Annotated in this window: 18 protein-coding genes; 6 read left to right on the forward strand and 12 right to left on the reverse strand. The window is 70.4% G+C overall.

The window, feature by feature from the left end:
- Positions 1 to 114 precede the first annotated feature (114 nt).
- Positions 115 to 1,500 carry a replication-associated recombination protein A gene (locus ACQ5BE_RS02165; RefSeq protein WP_430295286.1) on the reverse strand — a complete coding sequence of 462 codons (1,386 nt, stop codon included), beginning with the start codon at positions 1,498 to 1,500 and terminating at the stop codon, positions 115 to 117.
- Positions 1,501 to 1,552: 52 nt separating this feature from the next.
- On the reverse strand, positions 1,553 to 3,328 hold the full coding sequence (aspS, locus tag ACQ5BE_RS02170) for an aspartate--tRNA ligase (protein WP_430295287.1): 1,776 nt from the start codon (positions 3,326 to 3,328) through the stop codon (positions 1,553 to 1,555).
- Between the two features lie 56 nt (positions 3,329 to 3,384).
- On the opposite strand from aspS, the gene ACQ5BE_RS02175 reads away from it, so the two are divergent.
- A complete protein-coding gene (locus ACQ5BE_RS02175) occupies positions 3,385 to 4,647 on the forward strand; it encodes an APC family permease (protein WP_430295288.1) in 1,263 nt (420 codons plus the stop codon).
- 20 nt (positions 4,648 to 4,667) lie between these two features.
- On the opposite strand, the gene hisS is transcribed toward ACQ5BE_RS02175, so the two are convergent.
- Entirely contained in the window at positions 4,668 to 6,011 is a 1,344-nt protein-coding gene (hisS, locus tag ACQ5BE_RS02180) for a histidine--tRNA ligase (RefSeq protein WP_430295289.1), read from the reverse strand.
- A gap of 138 nt (positions 6,012 to 6,149) precedes the next feature.
- Between hisS and ACQ5BE_RS02185 the strand changes: the two genes are divergently transcribed.
- The 3 genes from ACQ5BE_RS02185 (at position 6,150) to ACQ5BE_RS02195 (ending at position 9,088) form a co-directional block, all read left to right on the forward strand.
- Positions 6,150 to 6,887, forward strand: coding sequence for a peptidylprolyl isomerase (locus ACQ5BE_RS02185; protein WP_430295759.1), 738 nt, complete (start codon positions 6,150 to 6,152; stop codon positions 6,885 to 6,887).
- 44 nt (positions 6,888 to 6,931) lie between these two features.
- Positions 6,932 to 8,362 carry a DUF349 domain-containing protein gene (locus ACQ5BE_RS02190; protein WP_430295290.1) on the forward strand — a complete coding sequence of 477 codons (1,431 nt, stop codon included), beginning with the start codon at positions 6,932 to 6,934 and terminating at the stop codon, positions 8,360 to 8,362.
- 120 nt (positions 8,363 to 8,482) lie between these two features.
- The gene (locus ACQ5BE_RS02195) at positions 8,483 to 9,088 is read left to right on the forward strand and encodes a hypothetical protein (RefSeq protein WP_430295291.1); all 606 of its coding nucleotides are present in this window, start codon (positions 8,483 to 8,485) and stop codon (positions 9,086 to 9,088) included.
- Positions 9,089 to 9,094: 6 nt separating this feature from the next.
- Here the strand turns inward: ACQ5BE_RS02195 and ACQ5BE_RS02200 are convergent, their stop codons facing one another.
- The 9 genes from ACQ5BE_RS02200 to pdxT all read right to left on the reverse strand — a co-directional run bounded on the left by ACQ5BE_RS02200 (position 9,095) and on the right by pdxT (position 18,965).
- Entirely contained in the window at positions 9,095 to 11,350 is a 2,256-nt protein-coding gene (locus tag ACQ5BE_RS02200) for a RelA/SpoT family protein (RefSeq protein WP_255405759.1), read from the reverse strand.
- 211 nt (positions 11,351 to 11,561) lie between these two features.
- Entirely contained in the window at positions 11,562 to 12,557 is a 996-nt protein-coding gene (gene secF, locus ACQ5BE_RS02205) for a protein translocase subunit SecF (RefSeq protein WP_430295292.1), read from the reverse strand.
- Positions 12,557 to 14,323 carry a protein translocase subunit SecD gene (secD, locus tag ACQ5BE_RS02210; RefSeq protein ID WP_430295293.1) on the reverse strand — a complete coding sequence of 589 codons (1,767 nt, stop codon included), beginning with the start codon at positions 14,321 to 14,323 and terminating at the stop codon, positions 12,557 to 12,559. Before secD ends, secF begins: the two co-directional genes overlap by 1 nt.
- Before the next feature lie 96 nt (positions 14,324 to 14,419).
- Positions 14,420 to 14,854: a preprotein translocase subunit YajC gene (gene yajC / locus ACQ5BE_RS02215; RefSeq protein ID WP_430295294.1), complete on the reverse strand. Its 435-nt coding sequence runs from the start codon at positions 14,852 to 14,854 to the stop codon at positions 14,420 to 14,422.
- 123 nt (positions 14,855 to 14,977) lie between these two features.
- Complete coding sequence (gene ruvB / locus ACQ5BE_RS02220) at positions 14,978 to 16,051, reverse strand: Holliday junction branch migration DNA helicase RuvB (RefSeq protein ID WP_430295295.1); 1,074 nt, start codon at positions 16,049 to 16,051, stop codon at positions 14,978 to 14,980.
- On the reverse strand, positions 16,044 to 16,685 hold the full coding sequence (ruvA, locus tag ACQ5BE_RS02225; protein WP_413247815.1) for a Holliday junction branch migration protein RuvA: 642 nt from the start codon (positions 16,683 to 16,685) through the stop codon (positions 16,044 to 16,046). The genes ruvB and ruvA overlap by 8 nt, the downstream gene beginning before the upstream one ends.
- A gap of 197 nt (positions 16,686 to 16,882) precedes the next feature.
- A complete protein-coding gene (gene ruvC / locus ACQ5BE_RS02230) occupies positions 16,883 to 17,515 on the reverse strand; it encodes a crossover junction endodeoxyribonuclease RuvC (protein ID WP_430295296.1) in 633 nt (210 codons plus the stop codon).
- Between the two features lie 2 nt (positions 17,516 to 17,517).
- The gene (locus ACQ5BE_RS02235) at positions 17,518 to 18,273 is read right to left on the reverse strand and encodes a YebC/PmpR family DNA-binding transcriptional regulator (protein WP_430295297.1); all 756 of its coding nucleotides are present in this window, start codon (positions 18,271 to 18,273) and stop codon (positions 17,518 to 17,520) included.
- 2 nt (positions 18,274 to 18,275) lie between these two features.
- Complete coding sequence (gene pdxT, locus ACQ5BE_RS02240) at positions 18,276 to 18,965, reverse strand: pyridoxal 5'-phosphate synthase glutaminase subunit PdxT (RefSeq protein WP_430295298.1); 690 nt, start codon at positions 18,963 to 18,965, stop codon at positions 18,276 to 18,278.
- 110 nt (positions 18,966 to 19,075) lie between these two features.
- Between pdxT and asnB the strand changes: the two genes are divergently transcribed.
- Positions 19,076 to 21,739, forward strand: a complete 2,664-nt coding sequence (asnB, locus tag ACQ5BE_RS02245; protein ID WP_430295299.1) for an asparagine synthase (glutamine-hydrolyzing) — start codon at positions 19,076 to 19,078, stop codon at positions 21,737 to 21,739.
- Positions 21,740 to 21,744: 5 nt separating this feature from the next.
- Positions 21,745 to 23,757 (forward strand): M3 family metallopeptidase, encoded by a 2,013-nt coding sequence (locus tag ACQ5BE_RS02250; RefSeq protein ID WP_430295300.1) that lies wholly within the window; start codon positions 21,745 to 21,747, stop codon positions 23,755 to 23,757.
- Positions 23,758 to 23,818: the final 61 nt, after the last annotated feature.

The following is a 23,818-nucleotide window of genomic DNA, read 5'->3' on the forward strand; positions in this document are numbered from 1 at the left end:
CCTGGCCTCCGGATGTGGAGAGCGTTGGCCCGCGACTGCCTCCTGCTGCCGACGGGACGCGCCACATCGAGGGGCGTCCCAGTCGTGCCAGACGAGCGTCAACTCTAACACGGCCTAGGAGCCGCGGACGATTCCGCGCAGCCGCTCGACGCGGGCCTGCAGCTCGCGCTCCGCCCCGTTGCCCGTCGGGAGGTAGTAGTCCTTGCCGACCAGGTCGTCCGGCGGGTACTGCTGGCGCGCCACCGAGTGCGGCGCGTCGTGGGCATACGCGTAGCCCTTGCCGTGGCCCAGCCGCTGCGCGCCGGCGTAGTGCGCATCGCGCAGGTGGGGCGGAATGCCCGTGCCGAGTCCGGCGCGCACGTCCGCGATCGCGGCGTTGATGCCCATGTAGGCGGCGTTGGACTTCGGCGCGGTGGCGAGGTGCACCACGGCCTCTGCCAGCACGATCCGGCCTTCGGGCATCCCGATCAGCTGGACAGCCTGGGCCGCGGCGACCGCGGTCTGGAGTGCGGTCGGGTCGGCCATGCCGATGTCCTCGGCAGCCGAGATGATGATGCGCCGCGCGATGAAGCGCGGGTCCTCCCCGGCCTCGACCATGCGCGCGAGGTAGTGCAGCGCGGCGTCGACGTCCGAGCCGCGGATCGACTTGATGAACGCGCTCACGACGTCATAGTGCATGTCGCCCGCGCGGTCATAGCGGACGGCGTGGGCGTCGACGGCCTTCTCGGTGTGCGCAAGCTCGATGGTGACGGGCCCGTCCCCGCCCACGCCTGCCTGGTTGAGCGCGACGGCGGCGGCGGCCTCGAGCGCGGTCAGGGCGCGCCGGGCGTCCCCGCCGGCCAGCCGCACGAGGTGCTCGGCGGCGTCGTCCGCGAGCACGACGGCGCTGGCCAGCCCCCGCGGGTCCGTCACTGCGCGCTCCACGAGGCCCCGGATGTCCTCGTCCGTGAGCGGCTTGAGGGTGAGGAGCAGCGAGCGGGACAGCAGCGGGGAGACGACGCTGAACGACGGGTTCTCCGTGGTTGCCGCGACGAGCACGACCCACCGGTTCTCGACGCCCGGCAGGAGCGCGTCCTGCTGGGCCTTGGTGAACCGGTGGATCTCGTCGAGGAACAGGACCGTGGTGGTCCGGTGCAGGTCACGGGCGGTGAGCGCCTCGTCCATGACGCGCCGGACGTCCTTGACGCCCGCGGTGATGGCGGAGAGCTCGACGAACTTCCGGCCGGGTCCGCGGGCGATCACGTGGGCGAGCGTGGTCTTGCCGGTGCCCGGAGGGCCCCAGAGGATGACCGAGCTGGGGCCGGTCGGCCCCGAGCCCGCGGCGCCAGCGGCGAGCTGCCGCAGGGGCGAGCCCTCGCCGAGCAGATGCTGCTGGCCCACAACCTCGTCGACGCTGCGGGGCCGCATGCGCACCGCGAGCGGCCCGCGCTGGGCCTCGGCCGCCGCGCGGGCGGACGAGGGTTCGCCAGCGACAGGCTCCGACCCGAACAGATCTTCCATCGCCCCTACGCTACCGCGTGGGACGAGGACGATTCACACTGCGCTGCCTCGCCTACGCCTCGGGCTTCTTCGGCTCGGGCTTGGCGTCGACGCCGGCCTCCTTGCGCTGCTCAGGGGTGATCGGGGCAGGGGCCGCGGTGAGCGGGTCGTAGCCGCCGCCGGTCTTCGGGAAGGCGATGACCTCCCGGATCGACTCCACGCCCGCGAGCAGGGCGACGACACGGTCCCACCCGAAGGCGATGCCGCCGTGCGGCGGGGCGCCGTACTTGAATCCCTCGAGGAGGAAGCCGAACTTCTCCTGCGCCTCGTCGTGGTCGATGCCCATGACCTTGAACACGCGCTCCTGGACGTCGCGGCGGTGGATACGGATCGACCCTCCGCCGATCTCGTTGCCGTTGCACACGATGTCGTAGGCGTAGGCGAGGGCCTCGCCGGGCTCCTCGTCGAACGTGTCCATGAACTCGGGCTTGGGCGACGTGAAGGCGTGGTGCACGGCTGTCCACGCCGAGTAGCCGAGGGCGACGTCGCCCGAGGCGGCCGCGTTCGCCGCCGGCTCGAACAGGGGCGCGTCCACCACCCACACGAACGCCCAGTCCTTGGGGTCGATGAGGCCGGTGCGGTGGCCGATCTCGACGCGCGCTGCGCCGAGAAGGGCGCGCGCGTCATCCTTGGCGCCCGCGGCGAAGAAGATGCAGTCGCCCGGGTTCGCGCCGACGGCCGCGGCGAGGCCCGCGCGCTCGGCGTCGGTCAGGTTCTTCGCGACCGGCCCGGCGAGCTCGCCGTCCTCCTTGTACAGGACGTATGCGAGGCCCTTGGCGCCACGCTGCTTGGCCCACTCCTGCCACGCGTCGAGCGTGCGGCGCGGCTGCGAGGCGCCGCCGGGCATGACCACTGCTCCGACGTACGGTGCCTTGAACACGCCGAACGTCGTGTCCTTGAAGTACTCGGTGAGGTCCGTGAGCTCGAGCCCGAAGCGGAGGTCCGGCTTGTCGGAGCCGTACTTCGCCATGGCCTCGGCGTAGGTCATGCGCCGGATCGGAGTCGGGATCTCGACGTCGATGAGCTTCCACAGCGCGGACACGATCCGCTCGCCGAGCGCGATGATGTCGTCCTGCTCAACGAAGCTGGCCTCGATGTCCAGCTGCGTGAACTCCGGCTGCCGGTCGGCACGGAAGTCCTCGTCCCGGTAGCAGCGGGCGATCTGGAAGTACTTCTCGATCCCGCCCACCTGCAGGAGCTGCTTGAACAGCTGCGGGGACTGCGGGAGCGCGTACCACGAGCCCGGCGCGAGGCGCGCGGGCACGAGGAAGTCCCGGGCGCCCTCGGGGGTCGAGCGGGTCAGCGTCGGGGTCTCGACCTCGAGGAAGTCCTCGCCGTGCAGGAGCTCGCGGGCCACGCGGTTCGCCTCCGAGCGCAGGCGCATGGCGCGGGCCGGGCCTGGGCGTCGGAGGTCCAGGTAGCGGTGGCGCAGGCGCGCCTCCTCGCCGACCTCGACGTGCTCGTCCACCTGGAACGGGAGCGGGTCGGCGGTGTTGAGGACCTCGACCTTCTCGGCGATGACCTCGATCTCGCCGGTGGCGAGCTGCGGGTTCTCGTTGCCCTCGGGGCGGCGCTCGACTGTTCCGGTGACCTGCAGCACGAACTCGTTGCGCAGGCCGTGGAAGACCTCCTCCTCGCGGACCACGATCTGCGACACGCCCGTGGAGTCGCGGAGGTCCACGAAGGCCACCCCGCCGTGGTCGCGGCGGCGGGCTACCCAGCCCGCGAGGGTGACGGTCTGGCCAATGTGCTCGGGGCGCAGTGTCCCGAGGCCGTGTGTGCGCAGCAAAGGTCTTCCTTCACTAGGATCGACAGTGGTTCGCATCGAGTTTACCCGGAGGTCCCGTGCCGCCCGCCCCCCGCCTCGGCCGACGCCTTGGAACTCTCGACGCGACGGCCATCGGCCTCGGCTCCATGCTGGGGGCCGGCGTCTTCGCCGTCTTCGGCCCGGCGGCAGCGCTCGCGGGCCCGCTGCTGCTGCTCTCGCTCCTCCTCGCCGGCGCCGTCGCGTGCGCGAATGCGGTCGCCTCGGCGGCGCTCGCGGCCAAGTACCCCTCGAGCGGTGGCACCTATGTCTACGGCCGGGAACGGCTCGGCCCCTGGGCGGGCTTCCTCGCCGGCTGGGGCTTCGTCACGGGCAAGAGCGCCTCGTGCGCGGCGATGGCCCTCACATTCGCGCACTATGTCGCGCCCGAGCATGCGGTGCCCGTCGCGGTGGCCGCTGTCGTGGCGCTGACCGGGGTCAACCTGGCCGGGATCACCCGGACGGCCCTGGTCACGAAGGTGCTCCTCGCCGTCGTCCTCGCCGTCCTGGCCTTCGCCGCAGTGGCAGGGCTCGCGCAGCCTGCCCCGGGCGAGGCCCTCCCCCGCGCGCACGACGGCGCCGGGCCGGGTCCCCTCGGCGTGCTGACCGCCGCGGGGGTGCTGTTCTTCGCCTTCGCCGGCTACGCGCGCATCGCGACGCTGGGCGAGGAGGTGAAGGACCCCTCCCGCACCATCCCCCGCGCGATCCTGGGGGCACTCGCCGGCGCCTTCGCCCTCTATGCCGGCCTCGCACTCGTCCTCTCGGCCCGCCTCGGGCCCCGGCTCGCGGATGCAGCGGCCCCGATCCACGACCTGGTCGCGGGGGCGGGACCCGCTGCTGGCGGGATCGTCCAGGCCGGGGCGGCTGCGGCGTGCCTCGGGGCGCTGCTGGCGCTGATCGCAGGGGTGGGCCGCACCTCGCTCGCCATGGCGCGCGAGGGGGACCTGCCCGGGCCGCTCGCACGCATCGCCGGGTCGCACAGCGTCCCGTGGGCGGCGGAGCTCGCGGTGTGCGCCGTCGTCGTGCTGCTCGTGGTGGGCGGGAACGTCCTGACCGTGATCGGCTTCTCGAGCTTCGGGGTGCTCGTCTACTACGCCGTGGCGAACGCCTCGGCTCTCACGCTTCCCCGTCCCGAGCGGCCGTGGTATTCGCCCCGCTGGCTCAACGCCGCCGGCGCCGTGGCGTGCCTCGCCCTGGCCTTCACGCTGCCGTTGACCTCGGCCCTCGTCATGGCCGGAGTCCTCGTGGCGGGCGTGGCCGGACGCGCCGTCGTGCTCGCCGCACGACGGCGCCGGGCCGGCTGAGGCGCGCGCCTCGCCGGCGCCTAACGGCCGGCGGGAACCACCTGCGGGACGAGGTCCTGGGCGGGGGGCATCCAGCTCGCCGGATCCGCCTCGACCTGCTCGCCGGAGCGGATGTCCTTGACCTCGTGGCGGCCGTCCGCGTGGGAGAACCAGACGAACGGGATCCCGCGGCGGTCCGCGTACTTGATCTGCTTGCCGAACTTCTCGGCCTTCGCCGCGACCTCCACCGGGATGCCCCTGCTGCGCAGCTGCGCGGCGACGCGCTGGGCGTCGGACCACGAGCCGTCGTCGACGAGCGTGACCAGCACCGCCGTGGGGACCGAGCGGCTCGCGGCCGCGAGGTCCTGGCTCAGGATGCGGGACACGAGGCGCGTGACGCCGATCGAGAGGCCCACGCCGGGGAACTTGCGGTTCCCCTTGGTCGCCAGCGCGTCGTAGCGGCCGCCGGAGCAGATCGAGCCGAGCTGCTCGTGGCCCACGAGGACCGTCTCGTACACGGTGCCGGTGTAGTAGTCGAGGCCGCGGGCGATGCTCAGGTCCGCGACCACCTTGCCCGGGGCTGCGGCGGACGCGGCGGCGATGACCTGCTCGAGCTCGGCGAGGCCCTCGTCCAGGAGCTCGTCCTGCACGCCGAGCGCCCGCACCTGGTCCACGAACGAAGTGTCCTCGGTGCGGATCGACGCGAGCTCGAGGGCGGCCTTGGCCTGCTCGGGCGTGGCGCCCAGCTCCTGCTGGAGAAGCTCGGCGACCTTCTCTGGGCCGACCTTCTCGAGCTTGTCGATGCTCCGCAGGACGCCGGCGGTGTCTGTGAGGCCGATCCCCCGGTAGAACCCCTCGGCCAGCTTGCGGTTGTTCACCCGCAGCCTGAACGGCGGGATCGGGAGCGCCGAGAGGGCCTCCGCGATGACGAGCGCGAGCTCGACGTCGTAGCGGAACGGCAGCTCGCCGTCGCCCACCACATCGATGTCAGCCTGGGTGAACTCGCGGGCGCGTCCTTCCTGGGGCCGCTCGCCGCGCCACACCTTCTGGATCTGGTAGCGCCGGAACGGGAACGCGAGGTACCCGGCGTTCTCCACGACATAGCGCGCGAACGGGACGGTGAGGTCGAAGTGGAGCGCGAGGGCGTTCGAATCGTCCTTCGACGCCGAGTCCTCGTCGTCCTGCAGGCGGGAGAGCCCGTAGACCTCCTTGTCGATCTCGCCCTTGCGCAGGAGCTGGCCCACCGTCTCCACGGCGCGGGTCTCGATCGAGGCGAAGCCGTGCAGCTCGAAGGTGCGCCGGAGCGTGTCGAGCACATGGAGCTCCACGAGCCTCTCCTGCGGAAGCCACTCGGGGAATCCGGACAGCGAGGCGGTACGTGCCATGGGTGAAGAACTCCTTGTGCGTAGACTGACTGCTGCACAAGTTTATGCGCCTCTCATCCACCCAGAAGCGCCAGAGCGTAGGAGGAGACGTCGGTGGCCAAGCGGAACGTGCGTGAGGACCGCCGTCGCGTCCGGCTCATGGAGGCGAAGGCGGAGCTGCGCCGGGAGAAGGAGCGGCGTCGCCGGCGCGACAACACCATGGCGGCCGCAGTGGCCGCAGGGGCCATCGTGCTCGCCGCCGTGCTCCAGGGGACGGTCTTCGCCTCCAATCCCACCGCGGCGGACTATGCCGCTGCGCAGGCCGGGCTCAACCAGGCCTCGGCCAGCCCCTCCCCCAGCGCGAGCAACGGGCCGCAGATCCCCTCGCCGGAGACCGCCGCGGGGAAGACGTTCACCGGGGACCTCGTGCTCAACGGCAAGACGCTCGGCGTCGAGCTCGACGGGACGAAGGCGCCGCAGGCAGCGGCGGTGTTCTCCTCGCTCGCCCAGACGGGCACCCTCAACGGGCGCTCGTGCGCGCGGCTGACCACGGGCGCGCAGTTCGCGCTCCTGCAGTGCGGGCAGGTGGCCGAGGGCCAGCCCCAGCCGGACTACACGTGGGGGCCGCTCGAGAACACCCCCGCGGACGGGATGTACCCGGCGGGGACCATCGCCGTCGCGAGGACGGCGAACAATGCGTACGGCAACGGGCAGCAGTTCTTCATCGTGTACCGGGACACCACGATCCCTGCGGACAGCGCCGGCGGGTACACCGTCGTCGGCAAGGTCACCTCGGGCCTCGACACCGTCCAGGCCATCGCGGCCGGCGGTGTCACGGCCGGCGAGGACGGGGCCCCGGTGACACCTGTCACGATAGACTCGTTCACGGTGAAGTGACGTGGCTGCCCGTGCCGACTGCTGTGCCGGCAGTGCCACCTGAAATGCAACCTCTAAGCGAAAGAGTTCTAGCGGTGACCGAAAGTCAGAAATCCGACGACACCGCGGCCCCTTCGGCCGCTCCCGTTCCCTCCCCCGCTGCCTTCGCGGCGAAGCCGAGGCCGGCCTCGCCCGCGGTCGTGGCGCCCCAGGCGCCGACCCCGGCACCGGCCCCGCCGGTGTCCCTCACGGAGGCCGCGAAGTGGGGCCGCGTCGAGGGTGACGGCCACGTCTTCCTCACGGTCGACGGCGAAGAGCACCCGGTAGGCCAGTACCCCGGGGTCTCCCCCGACGAAGCCCTTGCCTACTTCGCGCGGAAGTTCGAGGACGTCGTCGCTCAGATCTCGCTGCTCGAGCAGCGCGTGAGCTCCCATGCCTCGGTTGCGGACGTCCGCAAGGCCGTCACGCACCTGCGCGAGCAGCTGACGGAGCGGGCCATGGTCGGCGACGTGCGCTCCGCCGAGGGCCGCCTCGACGCGCTCGAAGCCTCCCTCGCCGACGCCGAAGCCCAGGAGAAGGCCGCCCACGAGACCGCCCGCGCAGAGGAACTCGCCCGCCGCGAGGCCATCGTCTCTGAGGCCGAGCAGATCAGCGGACAGGACCCGGAGCGCACGCAGTGGAAGTCCAGCGGCGCCCGCATGAACGACCTGTTCGAGGAGTGGAAGACCTCCCAGAAGTCCGGGCTCCGTCTGGGCAGGGCCACCGAGGATGCCCTCTGGAAGCGCTTCCGCGCCGCGCGCACCCAGTTCGACCGCCACCGCCGCGCCTACTTCTCGCAGCTGGACAGCCTCAACGCGCAGGCCAAGTCCGTCAAGGAGCGCCTCATCGCCGAGGCCGAGTCGCTGCAGACCTCCACCGAGTGGGGGTGGGCCGCGGGCGAGTACCGCCGCCTCATGGACGAGTGGAAGGCCGCGCCGCGGGCGAGCCGCAAGGACGACGACGCCCTCTGGCTGCGTTTCCGGGCGGCGCAGAACGTCTTCTTCGAGGCCCGCCAGGCAGCGAACGAGGCCGTGGACCGCGAGTACTCCGCCAACCTGAAGGTCAAGGAGCAGCTGCTCGCCGAGGCCCAGCAGCTCCTGCCGATCACCGACCTCGCGACCGCCAAGAAGTCGCTCCAGTCCATCCGTGACCGTTGGGAGGAGGCCGGCCGCGTTCCCCGGGCAGATATGGGCCGCGTCGAGGCCGGCCTGCGCAAGGTCGAGGACGCCATCGCCCACGCGGATCAGGAGAACTGGCGCCGGACGGACCCCGAGACGAAGGCGCGCACCGATTCCGCCCTCACGCAGCTCGAGTCGTCGATCGTGGCCCTCGAGGGCGAGCTCGCCGACGCCGAGAGGTCCGGCGACGCGCGTGCCGCCTCCAAGGCCCGCGAGGCCCTGGACGCCCGCCGCGCCTGGCTCGAGACCCTGCAGCGGTCCGCGGGCGAGCTCGGCTGAGCCCCGACGTTCCGCCTCCGGGAGGGGGCCCGCAGCATGCGCTGCGGGCCCCCTCCCGCGTTATCCACAGGGGTGGCGCACGGGATGCGCGGTTCGCGCGGACGTGAGCATGATGGCCCCATGCCTACCCCGCTCCATCCCGCACCGGCGTCAGACGCCGATCCGCCGGTCCTTGTCGCCGGCGGCCCGTTCACCGCTGTCGAGCTCCAGGCAATGGAGCACGACGGCGTGCTCCGCCGCCTCATCGCCGGCGCGTACGTGCCGGTCCACTGCAGGGAAGTTCCGGAGCTCCGGGCACGCGGTCTCTCCTCGATCCTTGCGCCGCGCCTTGTCCACCGCACCGTGGTCGGCCGCCTGACGGCCGCATGGGTCTACGGCTGTGCGGGGACGCCGGACATGCCGGTCCTCCTCGTCGACGGCTCCCGACGCATGTCCACACTGCGTGCTGCTCATCGGCTGCTCGTCCACGAGGTGTACTTCGGGCCCTTCGACATTGTCGAGCTGGCCGGGGTGAGGGTCACGAGCCCGCTGCGTACCGCCGTCGACCTCGCCATCCACTCCGAGGACGGAGTGTCCGTCCCGGTGCTCCGCAGGATGCTCGCCCAACCGCGGCTCGGCCTCACAGTCGGTCTCGTGGCGCGGGCGCTTGATGCGCTCCCACGGCAGCCGCACCTGGCACGGGCGCGCCGCGTCCTCGCCCGGGTGGCGGGAGCGCCGGCGTCGTGAATCCCCTCAGGTGCGCCGGCGGTTGCCGGTGGTGCGGTACACGTCGAAGACCCCGTCGATCCGCCGCACGGCGCTCAGCACGTGGCTGAGGTACTTCGGGTCGCCCATCTCGAACGCGAAACGCGAGACGGCCAGACGGTCGGTGGACGTGTGCACATGCGCGGAGAGGATGTTCACGTGGTTGTCGGAGAGCACGCGCGTCACGTCCGAGAGGAGGCTCTTGCGGTCGAGGGCCTCGACCTGGATCTCGACGAGGAACACGCTCGACTGCGTCGGAGCCCACTCGACGTCCACCATCCTGTCCGGCTCCGACCGCAGCGTCGCGATGTTCGTGCAGTCAGTGCGGTGGACGGAAACGCCGGAACCGCGGGTGACGAAGCCGACGATGGGGTCCGGCGGCACGGGGGTGCAGCACCGCGCGAGCTTGACCCAGACGTCCCCGACGCCCTTCACGATCACGCCGGAGTTCGAGTACTTGGGCGGGATGCTGCCCTTGGTCGGGGCGATCGTCTCCGCGATGTCCTCGGCCGCGCCCGCGGCGCCGCCGAGGCTGTCGACGAGCTTCTCCACGACCGACTGGGCAGAGGCGTGGCCGTCGCCGATCCCTGCGTAGAGCCCGGCGATGTCCTGGTAGCGGAACTCCTGCGCGACGGCGAGGAGGGCGTCGTGGCTCAGGAGGCGCTGGAGCGGGAGGTTCTGCTTGCGCATCGCGCGCGTGAGCAGCTCCTTGCCCTTGTCGATGGCCTCCTCACGCCGCTCCTTGGTGAACCACTGGCGGATCTTGTTGCGCGCGCGGGCGCTCTTGACGAAGTGCTGCCAGTCCTGGCTCGGACCGGCTCCCTCCGCCTTCGACGTGAAGATCTCCACCCAGTCGCCGTGGTTCAGCTCGCTGTTGAGCGGCACCAGCTTCCCGTTGACGCGGGCGCCGATGGTGCGGTGGCCGACCTCCGTGTGGACGGCGTATGCGAAGTCGACCGGGGTCGATCCGGCCGGGAGGGCCATGACCTCGCCCTTCGGCGTGAAGACGAAGACTTCCTTGGCGTTGATCTCGAAGCGGAGCGAGTCGAGGAACTCCCCCGGGTCGGAGGTCTCCTGCTGCCAGTCCACAAGCGAGCGCAGCCAGCCCATCTCGGAGGCCTTGCCGCTGGGAGTGTGGCTCTGCCCGTTCGGCTGGTTCTTGTACTTCCAGTGCGCGGCGACGCCGTACTCCGCGCGGCGGTGCATCTCATGCGTGCGGATCTGGATCTCGACCGGCTTCCCGCTCGGCCCGATGACCGTCGTGTGGAGCGACTGGTACATGTTGAACTTCGGCATCGCGATGTAGTCCTTGAACCTGCCCGGAAGCGGGTTCCACCTCGCGTGGAGCGTGCCCAGGGCGGCGTAGCAGTCGCGGACCGAGTCCACGAGCACGCGCACGCCCATGAGGTCGTTGATGTCGTCGAACTCCTTCTGCCGGACGATCATCTTCTGGTAGATGGAGTAGTAGTGCTTCGGGCGCCCGGTGATCTCGGCCTTGATCCGCGCCGAGCGCAGGTCCTCGGCGATCTGCGCGCGGATCACCGACAGCTGCTTCTCGCGCTCCGGGGTGCGTGCCCCCACCATCCTCACGATCTCCTCGTACACCTTCGGGTAGAGGGCGGCGAAGGAGAGGTCCTCGAGCTCCCACTTGATCGTGTTCATGCCGAGCCTGTGCGCGAGGGGCGCGAAGATCTCGAGCGTTTCGCGCGCCTTCCGCGCCGACGACTCCGGGGAGACGAACCGCCAGGTGCGGGCGTTGTGCAGGCGGTCCGCGAGCTTGATCACGAGGACCCTGATGTCCTTGGCCATCGCCACGACCATCTTGCGCACGGTCTCCGACTGGGCCGCGTCACCGAACTGGACCTTGTCCAGCTTCGTGACTCCGTCGACCAGCATGGCGACCTCGGGGCCGAAGTCACGCCTGAGATCGTCGAGGGTGTAAGGGGTGTCCTCGACCGTATCGTGCAGCAGCGCGGCCGCAAGGGTCGTGCCCGTCATGCCGAGCTCAGCGAGGATGGTGGCGACGGCGACGGGGTGGGTGATGTAGGGGTCGCCGCTCTTGCGCTTCTGCCCCTGGTGGCTGCGCTCGGCCACCTCGTAGGCCCGCCGGATGAGGTCGAAGTCCTCCCGGGGGTTGTTGGCCCGGACGGTCCGCAGCAGGGGCTCGAGGATCGGCGAATGGGCGTTCGGGCCCCGCCCGGTGAGCCGGGCGAGGCGCGAGAACGTCCAGTCGCGGCGGCCCAGCGTGGGCCGCTCGAGGAGGCTGTTGCCACCGGCGGGCGCATCGGAGAGGGCCGCCTCCACAGGGTCGGCGGGAGCAGGCGACGTCGTGTCACGCGTGCCGCTGTCCGCGGCGCCGGGCGCCGCGGGCTGAGCTGGCGTCGGACGCTCTACCACTGGCGGCACCTCCACACTTCTCGTCGGGATTCCCTCAGTGTATGCCTCGGCGAACCGCTCAGACGCCCGCGTTCGCTGTGGACCGACGCGACCGCACCCGGTCCGCCTGCTTCACGAGCTCGGGCTCGCGCTCGCGCAGCCACGCATACATGGGAGCGGCGATGAAGATCGTCGCCGCGGTGCCGATGAGGATGCCGACGAACAGGGCGAGCGATAGGTCCCTGAGGGTGCCGGCGCCGAGCAGGCCCGCACCGATGAACAGGATCGCCGCGACGGGAAGGACAGCGACCATCATCGTGTTGATCGACCGCACCAGCGTCTGGTTCACCGCGAGGTTGACCTCCTCGGCGAAGGTCCGCCGGGTTGACGCCGTGATGTCCGCGGTGTTCTCCCGGATCTTGTCGAACACCACGACAGTGTCGTAGAGCGAGTAGCTCAGGATCGTGAGGAAGCCGATGATCGCCGAGGGGGTGACCTCGAAGCCGCTGGCCGCGTAGACGCCGCCGGTGACCACCATGGTGACGAGCATCCCGGTGAGCGCCGAGAGCGACATCTTCCATGTCCGGAAGTACAGCGCCATGAGGACGGCGGCGAGGAGCACGAAGACCACGAACCCGATCATCGCCTGCTGGGTCACGTCAGCGCCCCAGGTCGGGCCGACGAACGACGACGTGACCTTGTCCGCCCCGACGCCGTAGGCCTGCGCGAGCTTGTCCTTGACCTGGATGGTCTGGTCGTCGGTGAGGCGCTCGGTCTGGACGCGCATCGTGCCCGGGGCGATGTTGCTGGCCCGTGGAGCGCTGTCGGCGGCGACCGACGTCACTGCCGCCTCGCCGAGGTGGGCATCGGTCGTGGACACCTGGGACACGCGGAACTCGCTGCCCCCGCGGAACTCGATGCCGAGGTTGAATCCGCCGGCGAGGATGGGGATGAGGATCGAGGCGAGCACCAGGATCCCCGCGACCCCGAACCAGATCTTCTTGTTCTGGACGAACCCGTAGGAGCGCTTGCCCGTGTAGAGCTCGTTGCCGAACCGTGCGAAGAAGTTGGACATCAGTTCTCCTCCTCGGAACGCCCGTCGGCGCGGCTGGCGCGTCCCGCCGGCGACGAGACCCGTGCCCGCTCCGCCTCGGCCGCACGCCGTTCTGCGATGGTCATGCGCCGCCCGGCCTCGCGGGCAGCAGCCGCGTTCTTCGGCTTGAGGTTCGCCTTAGCCGCCTCCGACGCCTCGCGCAGGCGCCCCGCTCCCCGGTACAGCGGGACCGCGCCGAGCCGCTCGGGATCGAGGCCTGAGAACCGATGGCCCTCGCCGAAGAACCTGGTCCGCGCGAGGACCTGGAGCATCGGGTGGGTGAACATGAACACGACGAGGAGGTCGGCGATCGCCGTGAGGCCGAGCGTGAACGCGAAGCCGCGCACGTTGCCCACCGCCACGAAGTAGAGCACCACGGCCGCGAGGAGGTTCACGGCCTTGGACGCGAGCACGGTCCGCTTGGCACGCTTCCAGCCGTTCTCGACGGCGGAGACCAGGCCGCGGCCCTCGCGGAGTTCGTCGCGGATGCGCTCGAAGTACACGATGAAGGAGTCTGCCGTCTGGCCGATCGCGACGATGAGGCCCGCGACGCCGGCCAGGGAGAGCCGGTAGTTCTCCGTCCAGCCGAGGATCGCGATCGCGAGGTAGGTCAGGACCCCGGCGACAACGAGCGAGGCAATCGTGACGAAGCCGAGCGCCCGGTACTGGAAGAGCGAGTAGATGACGACGAGCAGGAGGCCGATTCCGCCGGCCAGCAGGCCCATCTCGAGCTGCTGGCTGCCCAGGGTGGCCGAGATCTGCTCTTCGCTCTGGATCTCGAAGCTGATAGGCAGCGCCCCGTAGCGGAGCTGGTCGGAAAGGGTCTTGGCGGTTGCCTCGGTGAAGTTGCCGGTGATCTGCGGACGACCATCCGTGATCACGGCGAGGGAGCGCGGCGCCGAGATGACCTTGTCGTCGAGCACGATCGCGAACTGTGCCTTCGGATCGTTCTGGTTCGCCACGTAGAACCCGTTGAGGCGCTGCGTCACAGCCTTGAACTTCTCGGTACCGGAGTCGTTGAACTGGATGTTGACGGCCCACTCGTTGGTCACGGCGCCCTGCCGGCCCTGCTGGAGCTGGAACGACGAACCGGCGATCTCGGTGCCGAGGACCTCGACGGGGCCGAGGATGTACTTCACCGCGCCGGCACCGCTCCCGGCGGTCTCGCACGTGACGAGCGGCTTGGAGGGATCGGAGCGCTGGGTGGTCTCCGGCAGTGCCCCGGTGCAGTCGAGGGCCTCGAACTGCTGGTAGACGTCGGCCGTGATCCAGTTGGTGTCGCTCGCGTTGGCCGGTGCGGCCGTCGGCTTCGGGAGCTGGTCCGCGGGAGTGCGCTGGTCTGCAGGCACCGCGGCAGGGTTGCCGGCCACGAGGACGGGACGGAAGTTCATGTCGGCCGAGGCCTGGATGAGCTGGCGGGTCTCAGCAGACGGGGTGCCCGGCAGGCTGACGACGACGTTGCGGCCCGACTGGGTGCTGATCTCCGCCTCGGAGACGCCGGAGCCGTCGACGCGCTGGCGGATGATCTCGACAGCCTGGTTGAGCTGCTCCTGGTTGATCTGGGAGCCGCCGGCGACCTTCGGCGCGAGGATCATCTGGGTGCCGCCCTCAAGGTCGAGCGCGAGCTTCGGCGCCCAGGAGGCCTGGCCGGCGATCGTGCCGCCGGCGAGGATGCCGGCGAGGGCCAGCAGGAGGACGACGAGCGAGAGGAGTGTCTTCAGTCCCGGCCGCGTGCGGGATCGTGCCATGGTGGTCCTTCGGGTGAGGGAGCGTGCGCGCCATCAGCGCCTGGAGCGCCTGACGCCGCGCCGCCCGGGATTGCGGGCCGGGCGGCGCGTCAGGGACTACTTGTCGTTCTTGCCCTCGTCGTTGAGGCGCCTGATCGTCTCTTCCGGAGTCTCATTCAGCTGCGACTGCGTGCCCGCTGCGGGGGCCTCACGCTTGTCGAGCCCAAGGGTCCCGCCAGCAGGAGCCACGTCGCCGGGCTCCTCGGAGAGCGCAGCGTCGGCGGCCGGAGCGGCCGGCTCGACGATCTTCGTGACCGCCTGGCGGTGCACGGTGGCCTCGTTGCCGGGGCTGAGCTCGAGAACCACCTTGTTCTCGGCCTCGTCGATGGAGACGATCGTGCCGTAGAGGCCGAAGCTCGTCATGACCTCGACGCCCGGGCCGAACTTGGACTGCATCTGCGCCTGCTGCTGCTGCGCCTTCTTGTTCCGACGGAACATCGTGAAGATGAAGAAGGCGAAGACAGCCAGCAGCAGGATGGTCATAAAGTCCATGGAAGGTCCAATCTTTTTCGTCGGCGCGGACACCGGCCACCGGGCGGGCCCGGGCACAGCGTAGCGGCCCCCGGCAAGGCGGGAGCGTGTATTCAGTCTAAGCGCACGCGCGGAGCGTGCCGCTCACTCCTCCAACGATTCATCGGGCTCATCCGAGCCCGGACCGAAGAGGGTTGCGCTCTCGGCGAACGGAGCTGACGCCGGCACAGGGAGCCCGAGGTGCTCGTAGGCCAGCGGGGTCGCGACGCGACCGCGCGGAGTGCGCCCCATCAGGCCCTCCCGCACGAGGTAGGGCTCGGCAACGGTCTCGACCGTCTCCGGCTCCTCCCCCACCGCGATTGCAAGGGTCGAGAGCCCGACGGGGCCCCCGCCGAACTTCGTCGCGAGCGCCGTCAGGACGTTCCGGTCGAGACGGTCCAGCCCTTTCGCATCCACCTCGTACATGTCCAGGGCAGCACCGGCAGCCCGCGCATCGATCTGGTCGATCTGGTGCACGAGCGCCCAGTCGCGCACCCTGCGAAGCAGCCGGTTCGCGATGCGCGGCGTCCCCCGCGACCGACCGGCCACCTCGGTGAACCCCGCTGAGGTGACCCTCAGGTCCAGCAGGCCCGCCGAGCGCCGCAGCACGAGCTCGAGCTCCTCGACAGAGTAGAACTCGAGGTGGCCCGTGAACCCGAAGCGGTCCCGCAGGGGCCCGGGCAGGAGGCCTGCGCGCGTCGTGGCGCCCACGAGCGTGAACGGCGGCAGGTCGAGCGGGATCGCAGTCGCGCCGGCCCCCTTGCCGACCACGATGTCGACGCGGAAGTCCTCCATGGCCATGTACAGCATCTCCTCGGCGGGCCGGGACATGCGGTGGATCTCGTCGAGGAACAGGACCTCGCCCTCCGACAGGGACGAGAGGATGGCCGCGAGGTCCCCCGCGTGCTGGATCGCCGGACCAGAGGAGATGCGCAGCGGCGCGTTCATCTCGCCCGCGATGATCATGGCGAGCGTAGTCTTCCCGAGCCCCGGCGGCCCCGAGAGCAGCACGTGGTCGGCAGTGCGGCCGCGCAGCCGGCTCGCCTCGAGCACCAGCGAGAGCTGGCGGCGCACCCGCGCCTGCCCCACGAACTCGTCGAGGAACTTGGGCCGGAGTGCGGCCTCGATGACGCGCTCTTCGGGCTCCTCTTGGCTCGCGACGAGCGACGGCTCAGCCACGCGACCCCGCCTTCACGCCCCGGGTCCCCTGGCCCAGCCAGCGCAGCGTCGCACGGAGGATCTCCGGCACGCTTCCCGTCTCGGCCACGTCCGGCTGGTCCGCCATGGCCTTGTCGATGCTGGATGCCGCGTCCTTCTCGCTCCAGCCCAGCGACGACATCGCCTCGATGACCTGGGGCTTCCACCCGGCGCCGTCGCTGGCCGCGGCCGGCGCGGGCGCGTCTCCGGTACCGAGCGGCACGAGCTTGCCCTTGAGCTCGAGCACGAGCCGAGCGCCGACCTTCGGGCCGATCCCGGGAACCTTCGTGAACGCCTTCGCGTCCTCGGAATGGGCTGCCACCCGGACTGCCTCGGGACTGTGCACCGCCAGCACCGCCAGCGCGAGGCGCGGCCCGATCCCGGAGACACCCAGGAGCACCTCGAAGACCTCCCGCTCCTCGGGCGCTGCGAAACCGAAGAGCGTCATCGAATCCTCGCGCACCACAAGCGACGTGTGCACGACGGCCTCATCGCCCACCCGGAGCCCCGCGAGGGTCTGCGGCGTGGCCCAGAAGGACATGCCGGCCCCGTTGACATCGATCACGCCTGACGACAGGCCCACATGCGCCACCGGACCACGGAGGAAGCTGATCACCGGGACTCCTTGCCTGTCACCACAAACCGAACATATCTACGAGAACTCTAGCGGCCGACGGCGCCCGGTCCCCTCATCTGCCGCGGCGAGCCTTCGCTTCGGCCCGCACCGTCCGCCACCCGGATTCCCCTCGCCTCATCTGCCGCGGCGCGCCTTCGCTTCGGCCCGCACCGTCCGCCACCCGGATTCCCCTCGCCTCATCTGCCGCGGCGTGCCTTCGCTTCGGCTTCTTGCCATAGCCTCTGCGCCGGTGTCAGCGCCGTCGCCGTCATCGCCGTCGTGCGCCCGGCCGCCGACGGGGAGCCCGGAGCGCTTCCCCGCCACGCGTGCGCCAGGGCCAGCGCGAGGGCGTCGGCGGCGTCGGCGGGGCGCGGCGCCGTCTCGAGCCGCAGGATCTTCATCACCATCCTGGTCACGGCGGCCTTGTCGGCGCGCCCGCTCCCTGTCACGGCGGCCTTGACCTCGGACGGCGTGTGGAGCGCCACCGGGATGCCGCGCTTCGCGGCGGCGGCGATCACGATGCCGGACGCCTGCGCAACCCCCATCACGGTGCTCACGTTCATCTGCGAGAACACGCGCTCGACGGCGACCACCTCCGGTTCGAAGCGGTCGAGCCAGTCCTCCACAGCCTGGGCGATGGCGAGGAGCCGCGCGTCGAGGGGCTCCTGCGCCGTCGTCCCGACCACGGTGACGCCGACCAGCGTCGCCCGGCGGTCGCGCTCGACGTCGACGACCCCGATCCCGCAGCGCGTGAGGCCCGGGTCCACGCCCAGCACGCGCAGGGCAGACCCGGGCCTCACGGGGGCGGCGGCTCCCTCAGAAGCGGCCACAGCTAGTCGTTCTCGAGCTCCGCCATGACGTCCTCGCTCATGTCGGCGTTCGTGTACACGTTCTGCACATCGTCGAGGTCTTCGAGGGCGTCGACGAGGCGGACGAACTTCCGGGCGCCGTCTGCGTCGAGCTGGACCTCCATCGAGGGCACGAACTCGGCCTCGTCGGTGTCGTACTCGATGCCGGCCTCCGCCAGCGCATCGCGGATCGCCTGGAGGTCAGCGGGCTCCGAGTAGACCACCCAGTTCTCGCCGCCGTCCTTGACCTCTTCCGCCCCCGCATCGAGGACGGCCATGAGCACGTCGTCTTCCGAGAGGCCGTTCTTCGGCAGGCTCACCACGCCCTTGCGGTTGAAGAGGTAGTTGACCGAGCCCTGGTCGGCCATGCTGCCGCCGTTGCGGGTGACCGCGAGGCGCACGTCGGCCGCGGCGCGGTTCCGGTTCTCCGTGAGGCATTCGATGAGGAGCGCGGAGCCCTGGGGGCCGCGGGCCTCGTACATGATCTCGGTGTAGTCGATCGCCTCACCCGTGAGCCCAGCGCCGCGCTTGATGGCGCGGTCGATGTTGTCGTTGGGGACCGAGTTCTTCTTGGCCTTGCTGACCGCGAGCTCGAGGTTGGGGTTGCCCGAGAGGTCCGGGCCGCCAAGCCTCGCGGCGACCTCGATGGTCTTGATGTACTTGGCGAACGCCTTGGCACGCTTGGCGTCGATGGCCGCCTTCTTGTGCTTGGTGGTCGCCCATTTGGAGTGGCCGGACATGCCTACGCTTCTCCTCTGATCATGCGGATGAAAAGTTCATGGATCCGTGTCTCGCCCGTCACCTCGGGATGGAACGATGTGGCGAGCAGCCGTCCAGAACGCACTGCGACAATTCTAGACCTGCCCCCGAGCGCGGCCGTGTGCGACGCGTGCGCAGGATCCACCTCGGCGAGCACCTCGACGTCGGGCCCCACCCGTTCGACCCACGGGCCGCGGATGAACACGGCGTGGACCGGCCCCCCCGACTGGTCGACCTCCTTGAAGTCCAGATCGGTCTCGAACGACTCGCGCTGGCGCCCGAAGGCATTGCGGCGGACGGTGATGTCGAGTCCGCCGAACGTCTCCTGCGGCTTCCCGGAGAGGTCCGCCGTGGGGTCCGCGATGTCGTCTGCGAGCAGGATCATCCCAGCGCAGGAGCCGTAGACCGGGAAGCCCTCCTGGATCCTGGCGCGCAGGGGGTCGGCGAGACCGAAGGCCCGGGCAAGCTTGTCGATCGTCGTCGACTCCCCGCCGGGGATCACGAGCCCGTCGAGGTCGTCCAGTTCTTCGGGCCGCCGGACCTTCATGGCGCGGGCGCCCACGTGCGTCAGTGCCGCGAGGTGCTCGCGGACGTCGCCCTGAAGGGCGAGCACGCCGACGAGGGGCGCGTTTCCGGTGCGCTCGGACGGAGGGGGCGGAACGAGAGAAGTCACCGGGACAGTCTAGTCAGCCCTCCGTCACAGCGAGTGGCCCGCCCCCGAGTCCGCAGGCCGCCGGTAGCATGGAGCCCAGACCCCGACGGACAACAGATGAGGACAGCACTATGTGCGGAATCGCCGGATACTTCGGCGCCGGGCTCGACGAATCGCTCCTGAAGGAGATGAACTCCTGCATCCTGCACCGGGGGCCCGACGGCGAGGGGTACTTCGCCGACGGAAAGGTCGGCCTGGCGCACCGCCGGCTCGCCATCGTCGACATCGCCCACGGCCAGGAGCCGATGGTCAGCGCGGACGAGGACACGGTTCTCGTCTACAACGGCGAGGTCTACAACTACCGCGAGCTGCGGGGCGAGCTCGAGGCGCTCGGCCGCACCTTCCGCACCGCCTCCGACACGGAAGTCGTGCTCCAGGCCTACGAGGCGTGGGGCACGGAAGCGTTCGACCGCTTCAACGGCATGTTCGGCCTCGCCATCTTCGACCGACGCCGCAACCAGCTCGTCCTGGCGCGCGACCACTTCGGCATCAAGCCCCTCTACTGGGCCAACGCCGGCACCGAGTCCGAGCCGCAGCTGCTCTTCGCCTCCGAGATCCGCCCCATCCTCGCCACCGACCTCGTCGAGGCCAAGCCCAATGAGCGGATCCTGTACCGGTACCTCCAGTACCGGATCCACGACGACACCGCGGAGACCTTCTTCGAGGGGGTCAACAAGCTCCTGCCCGGCGAGATGATGACGGTCGACCTCGGCACCGGACGCTTCCGCATCTCCTCGTACACACGACTCCGCGAGGAGCTCGAGGAGCTCGCCAAGGTCGGCACGCCGTACACGCCCGAGGTCGTCGACGAGTACCGCCGCCGGTTCACCGAGGCGATCCGCATCCGCCTCAACTCAGAGGTCCCCGTGGGCAGCGCCCTCTCAGGGGGTCTCGACTCGTCCGCCGTCGTGGTGACGATCAACCGCCTCATGCAGGAGAACGCCGAGGGGCTCGAGGCCGTCGGCGCGAAGCAGAACACCTTCAGCGCGGTGTTCCCGAACGCGATCAACGACGAGGAGAAGTACGCCGACGCGGCCATCAACGTCTGCAGCGGCAACATCGCGGCCCACAAGATCAAGCCGACCCCCGAAGGATTCGACGCCGACCTCGTCGACTTCGTGCGCACCATGGAGGAGCCCATCATCTCCTCGGGCCCCTACGCGCAGTACTGCGTGATGAAGGAGGCCAGCAAGCATGTGACCGTGCTCCTCGATGGCCAGGGCGCCGACGAGATGATGGCCGGCTACATCCCCTACTACTTCGCGTACCTGCGGCAGCTCAAGGCCAAGGGCGACTACGCCACGCTCGCCAAGGAGACGGCGTCGAGCCTCGACATCTTCTACCGGCTCGGCCGGTTCCGCCTCCAGGGCAAGGTCAGCGGCAGGAAGACCGTGAGCATGGGCTCGCTCCTGAAGAAGGCGTGGACCAAGCAGTTCGCGGGCGAGACCTTCGGGAACATCCCGGCGAACCTCAAGCTGCGCCTCATCGACGACCTCTTCGCCAAGTCCCTGCCCTCGCTCCTGCGCTACGAGGACAAGAACACGATGCGCTTCTCGCTCGAGGGCCGCGTCCCCTTCCTCGACAAGGAGGTCGTGAAGTACCTCTTCTCGCTCTCGGACGAGGCGATCATCAAGGAGGGCTGGAACAAGCGGGTCCTGCGCGACGCCACCCGCGGGCTGCTCCCCGAGCTCATCAGCAACCGGCGCAACAAGATCGGCTTCACCACCCCCGAGGCGGAGTGGTTCACGCTCATGAAGGAGCGCCTCTACAAGATCTTCATGTCCAACTCGTTCTACTCGCGCCCTTACTGGGACCGCGAGCAGGTCCTGACGGCCTTCGAGGAGTACCTCGACGGCAAGAACGATGCGGACACGATGATCTTCTGGCGCCTGCTGAACGTCGAGCTCTGGCTGCGCGAGTTCATCGACAAGGACGAGGCACCCGCGGACGTCAAGGCCAACAAGAGCGACTACGAGGCCAACCCGGGCAAGGAGCTCGACATCGCCTCGAACGGTTCGGTGTTCCGGCGCTACCCGCTGCAGACCGACGTCTTCGCGAAGGACACCGATCTCGCCGCCGGCGTCACCTCGTACGTCAAGCGCTTCTTCGACGGGCTGCCGGACGCGCCCGCCGAGGCCCGGACCGCCGTCGGGGGCAAGAAGTGGTACCTCCTCGTGAGCGAGAAGATCGTCGCCATCACCCAGGGCCGCTCGTTCCCCGTCTGGGAGATCAAGGTGACACCCGCGGCGCGCGTGCTCTCCAAGTTCGTCACGCGCACGCCGGCCGGGATCGGCCTCGGGAGCCCCTGGTCCATGCAGATCGCGATCAACGAGGTGGGCCTGCCGCTCATCGTCAAGGCCGCTGCCGCGTCCATCGTCGGCAAGGTCCAGGGCAAGAGCGGCGTCTTCTACGACGTCGTGGGCCACAACATCAACGCGATCGACGGCGCCACGCCCTACAGCCTCGGCGCGGCCAGCAACTCGGTGAAGCTCGCACCCAAGGATCCCGACGGCGTCGCCCGCGCCCTCAGCGCGGCGGTGAGGGCGGCGCTCCCGGCGGAGGCGGCGGCGTCGTTCGGCGGCAGCGCGGTCATGGACGCGAACGACCTCGGCGTCGTCGTCATGGGCCACGACACGGACCTGCCGAAGGAGACCATCGCAGGGATGTTCAAGGACAACCCCCAGGGCCAGGGCTCCCAGGCCACGCCGATGTCGCTCGTCTTCGCGCAGGACTGAACGCCGTGGGCAACCCGCTCCTCTCGCCCAGCCCGCTACCCTACGGGCTCCCGCCGTTCGCAGGCCTCCGCGAGGAGGACTTCGCGGAGGCCGTCCGGGCCGGCCTCGCCGAGCATCTGGCCGAGATCGAGGCGATCACCGGCTCGGACGAGGCGGCGGACTTCGAGAACACCGCTGTGGCGATGGAGCGTGCGGGAACCCTGCTCAACCGCGCGGTCTCGGCGTTCATGACCCTCGTGTCCTCACACGGCACCGACGGGATCCGCGCTCTCGAGACGGAGCTCATGCCCGAGCTCTCGGCGCACGAGGACGCGGTGTACCTCAACCGGGCGCTCCACGAGCGTTTCGCGGCCATCCCCACGGAGGGCCTCGACGAGGAGTCCGCGCGCCTCGTGTCCGAATGGCTCGCCGCGTTCCGGCGTGCGGGCATCGCGCTCGACGACGCCGGGCAGGCCCGCCTCCGCGCCATCAACGCCGAGCTCTCGCGGCTCGGCACGGAGTACGGCCAGCGGGTGGCCAGGGGGATCAACGAGGCCGCCGTCCTGGTAGTGGACGAGTCTGAACTCGCAGGCATGCCCGAGGACGACAGGGCCTCCGCCGCCGAGGCGGCCCGAGCAGCCGGGCACGAGTCCGGCTGGCTCCTGACCTTCGTCCAGCCCACCGGCCAGCCGCATCTCGCGGTCCTCGAGGACCGCGGGCTCAGGCGCCGCATCTTCGAGGCGTCGGTGGCGCGCGGGAGCTCCGGCGGCGCGACGGACGTCCTCGGGCTCGTCACGGACATGGCCCGCCTGCGCGCCGAGAAGGCGGCCCTGCTGGGCTTCGCGGACTTCGCGGAGCTTGCCGTGGACGACCAGACCGCGCCCTCCATCGCCGCGGTCAGGGACATGCTGGCCCAGCTCGCGCCGGCCGCGGTGCGGAACGCTGCGGCGGAGGCCGAGGTCCTCGCCCGGGCGGCCGGCCATGAGCTCGAGCCCTGGGACTGGGAGTTCTACTCGGCGAAGGTGCGGCGGGAGGAGTTCGCGGTGGACGAGCAGGCGCTGCGACCCTACCTCGAGCTCGACCGGGTCCTCGAGGACGGGGCCTTCTACGCCGCGGGCCAGCTGTTCGGCCTGACGTTCCGCGAACGCGACGACCTCGTCGGCTACCACGAGGACGTGAGGGTGTGGGAGGTGCTCGACGCCGACGGGGACGGGTTGGGCCTCTTCCTCGGGGACTACTTCGCCCGCCCCACCAAGCGCGGCGGCGCGTGGATGAACTCGCTCGTCGAGCAGTCCCGGCTCCTCGGCCTCCGCCCGGTGGTGGTCAACAACCTCAACGTCCCCAAGCCCGCCCCGGGCGAGCCGGCCCTCCTGACGCTCGATGAGCTGCGCACCGTGTTCCATGAGTTCGGGCACGCCCTGCACGGGCTGCTCTCCGACGTCGCGTACCCGCGGTTCTCGGGGACGAACGTTCCCCGCGACTTCGTCGAGTATCCCTCCCAGGTGAACGAGATGTGGATGTTCGCGCCCGAGGTAGCGCGGAACTACGCGCGGCACCACGCCACGGGAGAGCCGCTGGCCGCCGAGGTGCTCGAGCGCCTCGATGCCGCCCGGCTCTGGGGCGAGGGCTTCGCCACCACGGAATACCTCGGAGCCGCGCTGCTCGACCTCGCGTGGCACAGCCTGCCCGCCGGCGAGGAGCCCGGCGATCCCGTCGCGTTCGAGGCGAAGGCACTCACCGATGCGGGCGTCGCGGTGCCTCTCGTGCCGCCGCGCTACCGCACGGGCTACTTCCAGCACATCTTCGCCGGCGGGTGGTACGCCGCCGGCTACTGGTCCTACATCTGGAGCGAGGTGCTCGACGCGGACACGGTCGAGTGGTTCAGGGAGAACGGCGGCCTGACGCGCGCCAACGGCCACGCGTTCCGCCGCGAGCTGCTCTCGCGCGGCAACTCCCGCGACCCGCTGGCCTCGTTCCGTGCCTTCCGCGGCCGTGACGCCGACGTCGGCCCGCTCCTCGCCCGGCGCGGCCTCGCCTGAGCCGGGCACCGGGCGGAACACGGCCCTTCGCCCCTGCCCACGCAGGCGCACCTGCGCGACA

The organism is Sinomonas sp. B1-1 (genome assembly GCF_050474465.1).
GTDB lineage: Bacteria > Actinomycetota > Actinomycetes > Actinomycetales > Micrococcaceae > Sinomonas > Sinomonas flava.